Raw genomic sequence first — 6,131 nt, 5'->3', positions numbered from 1 at the left:
TGCACTTTACCCTCGCTCTCGCGAGCGCATAACCCAGGCTACGTCAAGTGCCATCGATATATTCAGCAAGCCCTAAGTAGTTATTGGGAATTGGGCATGGGGCATGGGGCATGGGGCATGGGGCATGGGGCATGGGGCATGGGGCATGGGGCATGGGGCATGGGGCATGGGTAACGAGTAACTAATAATCAATAACCCATAACCAATAACTAATCACAAATAACCAACAACTAATAACCAATTCCCCATTCCCCATTCCCAATTCCCGATTCGCCATTACCAATAATTAGTCATCAATCATTGCTTTCAAAGCTTCTTTCATCTCTTCTACAGTCGTCGTTGCCGTACCGAATTGACGCACGACAATACTAGCCGCCAAATTGCCCAAAACTGCCGCTTCCCAACCCGATGCACCGACGCACAAAGCTAAAGTCATTGCTGCTACAACTGTATCTCCAGCACCAGTTACGTCGAATACATCAGTCTTGTTAAAAGGGGGAATGTCCCAACTTTGAATGGCAAATTCCCCCTTTTCACAAATGGATGTTGGAGGGGGTGAATTTTTGATTTCTTCGCTGTTGGCTCTTTCAAACAAAGTCATCCCTTCTTCGCCGCGAGTAATCAGGATTTTTTGAGCTTGAGTTAAGTTCAATAAATCGCGTCCTGCTTGCATTAAAGTTTGAGGGTTTTTGATAGCATATCCGACGGCTTGCTCGGCTTCAGGCAAGTTCGGAGTAAATAACATTGCTCCAGAATATCGCTGCAAATTGGTTTGAGCGTCTACAATTGTTTTGCCGGGAACCACTGCCGATTCGATCGCCAAATTCGTCAAAACTCCGTCGCCGTAGTCGGAACAAACCACGGCATCTATTGTCGGTATTTGCTGCCGGATGTAGTCTGCCAGTTGCAACTGCAAATCTAAATCCGGCAACTCGTCCGATTTGCGATCGACTCGAACAATTTGCTGAGTCACCGACTGCCGCGCGTGCCCGGAGATTCGAGTTTTGGTGACAGTTGGACGCTGCGAATCGATTAAAATCCCACCCGTATCAATTCCCGCTGCCTCAAAAATACCGCACAAAGCCTTTCCCTGGTCGTCTTTTCCCACCAAACCAGCAACTTTTACTTTGCCTCCCAGTTTGGCTAAATTATAGACAGCATTTGCGCCACCTCCGGGTACTTGCTGAGTATTTTCGTAGCGCAAAATCAACACAGGTGCTTCGCGGGAAATTCGCTCTACTTGTCCGGTAAGAAACTCGTCCAAGGTCAAATCTCCGATCGCTAATACCTGCGCTTGATCGAAGCAGTCTAATCTTTTCAATAATTGCTCTGTTGAGGCACGCAGTTGAGGCAAAAAATCGGAATAGTCGTTAGTCATTAACCAAAAAAATGAGACTGAGGAGTTGATAATTGAGTGTGGAACGAGCGGGAATTAAAAATCCTAATATTAATTAATAATTAATTTCCTCCCTTGTTTTATTTTTAACTTTTAATTGATTTTCTCACTGGGATTTTGATAAACCAGTTGCAGGCTATTGGCGATCGCACTCGCTCAAACAATTTGGCAAAAAAATGCGGATAAAATCGCAGCCTTTGAGACTCAACTGAAAGTTTCACGGTGTGGAAGTTTCCTTCTACATAAGTGCCTTCAAAAAACAGCAGAATTATTTCAATTTCTGCTTGATAATCGTAATCACCTGAGTCATTTGTTTTTTGAGTGCATCAATTTCCGCTTGCATTTTCGCCATTTTCGCAGTCATCGCCTGAATTTCGGCGGCGCCCGCTCCAGAGCTGGGTGCAGCGGCGGCTGCTGGGGCTTCCGGCACTGGTTTCTTTTTGGCCAGTACCATCGCCGATTTGATCGCCTCGGTTAGCTGCTTTTTCTCAAACGGTTTGGCGATGAATGCAAAAAAATGCTTCTCAAAGGGTTTCGGAATTTTTTCCATCACCTCTTCTTCGCGGCCCGACATGATCACCAAAGGTATCTTAGAAAGCTCAGGATGGGCTTGCACTTTTTGATACACTTCCCAACCGCTGACTTTGGGCAGTAGGAAATCTAACATAATTAGATTTGGCCGGGCTTGACGGATCAGTTTGAGTCCCTCTTCGCCGTCTTTTGCTTCTAGAATTTCAAAGTTACCCTGAGGCAACATCTCTCGGACTCGGAGGCGGATGACTTTACTGTCATCGATTACCAAGATTTTTTGACCAGCCACGACTGACTCCTTCAGTAATGAATGAGTGATGATTTGCAACCTTCAGTATATCCCTAACAGAATTCTACCCATAATTCTGGGCGAGTTTAGTTTTGTTGCACGTCGGCGCGATTCTGATTTCGGCTGATAGTTCTACAAGTTCAGGGGCTTTGATTTCGGATACGATCGAAGGAATTAACTCGCTCGCCACTTAATTATATGTCGCCCCAAACTCCTAAAACTCCTACTGTCAAAGCAGTTGCCGCCCAAATGCGGGGTGAAATCGAGGCGATGCCGGAGTGGTTGCGTAGGCCCGTTGGCAAAGCTAGCGAACTTTCCCAAGTGCAAAAAATTATCAAACAGCGGCAAATTCACACGATTTGCGAGGAGGGCAGATGTCCCAACCGGGGCGAGTGCTACGCCCAAAAAACGGCCACTTTTTTGTTGATGGGGCCCACTTGTACCCGCGCTTGTGCTTTTTGTCAAGTAGATAAAGGCCATTCTCCGATGCCGCTAGACCCGGAGGAACCGCAAAAGGTGGCGGAGGCTGTGCAGTTGTTGGGTTTGCGCTATGCGGTGCTGACTTCGGTGGCGAGGGATGATTTGCCGGATGGGGGTGCGAGTTGGTTTGCCAGGACGATCGCCCAAATCCGCCTTCTTAACCCGCATACTGAAGTGGAGGTGCTGACGCCGGATTTTTGGGGGGGAACGGGTAGGGGCGGTGCCCCCGTGCCCGCCCCCGATGGGGAGAATTCCAGCCTCGATGAGTTGCAGCGACAGCGGATTCGCACGGTGGTGGAGGCTAAACCGGCTTGTTACAACCACAATATTGAGACGGTGCGTCGCTTGCAAGGGTCGGTGCGGAGGGGGGCCAAGTACGATCGCTCGATCGACGTTCTGCGTATTGTTAAGCAATATGACCCAACTATTCCCACCAAATCGGGTTTGATGTTGGGACACGGGGAAACCGAAGCCGAGATAGTCGAAGCGATGACAGATTTGCGGGATGCCAAGTGCGATCGGCTCACCCTCGGTCAATACATGAGACCATCTCTAGAGCACCTCCCAGTGCGTAAATACTGGACGCCGGCCGAATTTGACCGTTTTGGGTCGATCGCGCGGGAGATGGGGTTTGAGCGCGTGCGATCGGGGCCTCTCGTCCGCAGTTCCTACCACGCCGGAGAGAGCGATTGAAATTAATTTGAATTCCACTCGGTATAAACTCCTTGTTACAAAAAATAACTCTAGAGGATTGTGCATAAGTGCGACGCTCTCTGCTATTTGTAAATAGAGTGACATTATGAATTAGGAGCTTTACCTATGGCAGAGATAGCGAAGAACCAATTAAAATCCGACTCCGTGATGAAAACGGGCAAATTCCCTTACACATTTCGCGCAGGCTGGTTTCTCTTGCTGTTAGCAATCAATTTTTTGGTTGCAGCCTATTATTTCCATATCATTGAATAGTTCTGCAACTTAATTTTTAGCAGACCCTGCTGTTCTCGACCTCAACGTCAGAGAATGGGAGAGGGGGAGAGGGAGAAAGTTTTGAGTTTTGAGTTGGGGAGAATATGACTTCATCCCTCTTGCTTCTGACTACTAACTTTTTCCCTATTCCCTATTCCCTCTTCCTTCTGACTCGTAACTCCTGAATCCCGACTTTTGCTCAATAATTAATCCGTGTATCGGTGTCGTACCTTTCCTCTTCCCTATTCCGTCTTCCTTCTGACTCGTGACTCCTGAATCCCGACTTTTGCTCAATAATTAATCCGTGTATCCGTGTCCAAATCCGTGTCGTGCCTTCCTTCTTCCTTCTCTAGCGATTTCTCGACGCTTCTAGCTTTGACAAGCGTTCTTGAATTTTAATAACATCTTGCTTAGTTTCAATTGCCAAAGTTGCTAAATTGTCAAACAGCGGGTCTCCTGACAGCATTCTAGCATTTGTCCGACCAGAACCGGAAGGAGACTGAGGTCTGGTAACTCTAGAACCTTGATTCTGCAAACTGTAGATTTGTCCTCGGAGTTCAGAAATTTGACGTTCTAATTGAGTAATGCGAAATTCTAATTGACTTGTGGATTGAGCTGGTGTAAAAATTGGTGCTACAGCAATTGCTAAGGCACAAGCCAGACACAAAAAACTGATTTTTAGGGCGCGATGGCGATTTTTTTTCGGCATAGCTTTAATAATTTAAATTATACCAGTTCTACGATAACAAATCGCCGATATTTTGGGTCTCTATCAGAAGTATGTCTTATGGCAAGTAGGAATGTAGCTATTTTAATGTTCGATGATGTCGAGGTACTGGACTTTGCAGGCCCTTTTGAAGTGTTTTCGGTGACATCAGAATTAAGTAAAGGCGATCAACCTTTTGCCGTCTCTACCGTAGCCCAACATCCCGGTGCTGTCTACGCCCGCAACGGTTTGAGCATAAATCCCGACTGCACCATTTTCGATTGTCCGCCACCGGATATTTTAATTGTACCGGGAGGGCAAGGTACGAGAAAGTTAATTAATAATTCAACAGTTGTTAATTGGATAAAAGATTGTGCGCCAACAGCAGAATTAGTGCTTTCTGTCTGTACGGGTTCGCTGCTTTTAGCAAAAGCTGGCTTGTTGGAAGGTTTGGCAGCAACTACCCACCATCAGGCATTGGAGTTATTGAGAGAATTAGCTCCCAACACAACTATTATCGAAAATCAGCGATTTGTAGATAACGGCAAAATAATCACGTCTGGGGGAATTGCTGCGGGAATTGATATGTCTTTGCACGTTGTCGAGAAACTTTTGGGTACAGCACAAGCTGAACAAACAGCAGAGCACATGGAGTATAAAATTGGGAATTGGTAATTGGGCATTGGGCATCGGGCATCGGGCATTGTTAATTGTATAATTTGCGCGTTGGGGCGGGTTTTACCAACCATAATTGCCTACAACAAACAATTCGGTAAACCCGCCCCGCCCATAGACGAAGGATTCTACTGGACGTGATCTCAAGCATCTTCGCCCCAAACTTTTAGTTGTAAATAGACTAATATCAAAGCTATAGCCATCAGGAAAGTTGCCGCAGCGGCTGCATAGCCAAAATCAAATTGCGAAAAAGCTTGCTCGTAAATATAATAAACTAGCAAATTAGTAGAGTTCAAAGGGCCGCCGCCGGTGATGACGTAAACTTGCTCGAAACTCCGCAGGGTAAAAATAGCAGTAGTGACGGTAGCAAATACTAAAGTCGGCCGCAAACCGGGTAAAGTGATGTACAAAAATTGCTGCCAAGCATTAGCTCCATCCAATTCTGCGGCTTCGTAACGATTTACCGGAATTGCTTGTAATCCTGCTAAAAATACTACCATATTAAAGCCTAATTGTTTCCAAACACTGAGCAGAATGATCACTGGCATTGCCCAAACTGTGCTACTCAGCCAAGGAATTGGATTTAAGCCGATCGCACTTAGGGCATTATTCACCGGGCCTTCGGTTTGAAACAACCACCGCCAACCCAAGCCCACTGCAACTAAAGAGGTAATCGAAGGAATAAAATAAGCGGTGCGGAGAGATCCTCGCCAAGCAAACGAGCGATTTAGCAAAACTGCTAAGCCCAATGGAATCACTAAACTCGGAATGACTGTTGCAGTAGTAAAATAGAGCGTATTTTGGAGAATTTGCCAGAAATCCGGGTTTGTGACTAGACGCCAGTAGTTGTTGAAGCCAATCCAACGCACTCCCGACTGGGTAAAGCTGCCGCTGGTAAAGCTGAGGTAAAATAAATAGGCGATCGGCCAAATCAAAAAAGTACCCAAAAACAGCAAAGCTGGGGCCAAGAAAGTCCAAGCTGAGATCGCATCATTATCCAACCAGTTAAAACGCCCAAATTTAATCCGAACCATTGGCTTGTAAATTTTAGCTTTTAGTTTCAAATGGTATCACAATATAGGTCAATG

7 protein-coding genes are annotated in these 6,131 nt (G+C 46.2%); 3 read left to right on the top strand and 4 right to left on the bottom strand.

Annotation, left to right across the window (positions count from 1 at the left end; all coding sequences use genetic code 11):
- Positions 1-286: 286 nt before the first annotated feature.
- Together QUA10_RS20630 and QUA10_RS20625 are read right to left on the bottom strand one after the other, a co-directional pair.
- Positions 287-1,378: a PfkB family carbohydrate kinase gene (locus QUA10_RS20630; protein ID WP_333084436.1), complete on the bottom strand. Its 1,092-nt coding sequence runs from the start codon at positions 1,376-1,378 to the stop codon at positions 287-289.
- Between the two features lie 286 nt (positions 1,379-1,664).
- On the bottom strand, positions 1,665-2,216 hold the full coding sequence (locus QUA10_RS20625) for a response regulator (RefSeq protein ID WP_333084435.1): 552 nt from the start codon (positions 2,214-2,216) through the stop codon (positions 1,665-1,667).
- 198 nt (positions 2,217-2,414) lie between these two features.
- Between QUA10_RS20625 and QUA10_RS20620 the strand changes: the two genes are divergently transcribed.
- Positions 2,415-3,389: a lipoyl synthase gene (locus QUA10_RS20620; protein ID WP_333084434.1), complete on the top strand. Its 975-nt coding sequence runs from the start codon at positions 2,415-2,417 to the stop codon at positions 3,387-3,389.
- Positions 3,390-3,515: 126 nt separating this feature from the next.
- Complete coding sequence (locus QUA10_RS20615; RefSeq protein WP_332954628.1) at positions 3,516-3,662, top strand: photosystem I protein PsaX; 147 nt, start codon at positions 3,516-3,518, stop codon at positions 3,660-3,662.
- Between the two features lie 349 nt (positions 3,663-4,011).
- Here QUA10_RS20615 and QUA10_RS20610 read toward each other — a convergent pair whose 3' ends face one another.
- Entirely contained in the window at positions 4,012-4,371 is a 360-nt protein-coding gene (locus tag QUA10_RS20610; protein ID WP_333084433.1) for a hypothetical protein, read from the bottom strand.
- Positions 4,372-4,449: 78 nt separating this feature from the next.
- Here QUA10_RS20610 and QUA10_RS20605 point away from each other — a divergent pair, with 78 nt between their 5' ends.
- Entirely contained in the window at positions 4,450-5,043 is a 594-nt protein-coding gene (locus QUA10_RS20605) for a DJ-1/PfpI family protein (RefSeq protein WP_333084432.1), read from the top strand.
- 143 nt (positions 5,044-5,186) lie between these two features.
- Here the strand turns inward: QUA10_RS20605 and QUA10_RS20600 are convergent, their stop codons facing one another.
- Positions 5,187-6,077 (bottom strand): sugar ABC transporter permease, encoded by an 891-nt coding sequence (locus QUA10_RS20600; protein WP_333084431.1) that lies wholly within the window; start codon positions 6,075-6,077, stop codon positions 5,187-5,189.
- Between the last annotated feature and the right edge of the window lie 54 nt (positions 6,078-6,131).

It is taken from the genome of Microcoleus sp. Pol8_D6, from assembly GCF_036700965.1.
Taxonomy (GTDB): Bacteria; Cyanobacteriota; Cyanobacteriia; order Cyanobacteriales; family Microcoleaceae; genus Microcoleus.
Note: the sequence above shows the minus strand (reverse complement) of the source record. Positions and strands in the feature narration are given on the sequence as shown.

Excerpts from the sequence above, each read along its gene's own strand:
- QUA10_RS20630 (WP_333084436.1), bottom strand. The coding sequence starts at position 1,378 with ATGACTAACGACTATTCCGATTTTTTGCCTCAACTGCGTGCCTCAACA.
- QUA10_RS20615 (WP_332954628.1), top strand. The coding sequence starts at position 3,516 with ATGGCAGAGATAGCGAAGAACCAATTAAAATCCGACTCCGTGATGAAA.
- QUA10_RS20610 (WP_333084433.1), bottom strand. The coding sequence starts at position 4,371 with ATGCCGAAAAAAAATCGCCATCGCGCCCTAAAAATCAGTTTTTTGTGT.
- QUA10_RS20600 (WP_333084431.1), bottom strand. The coding sequence starts at position 6,077 with ATGGTTCGGATTAAATTTGGGCGTTTTAACTGGTTGGATAATGATGCG.
- QUA10_RS20620 (WP_333084434.1), top strand. The coding sequence starts at position 2,415 with ATGTCGCCCCAAACTCCTAAAACTCCTACTGTCAAAGCAGTTGCCGCC.
- QUA10_RS20605 (WP_333084432.1), top strand. The coding sequence starts at position 4,450 with ATGGCAAGTAGGAATGTAGCTATTTTAATGTTCGATGATGTCGAGGTA.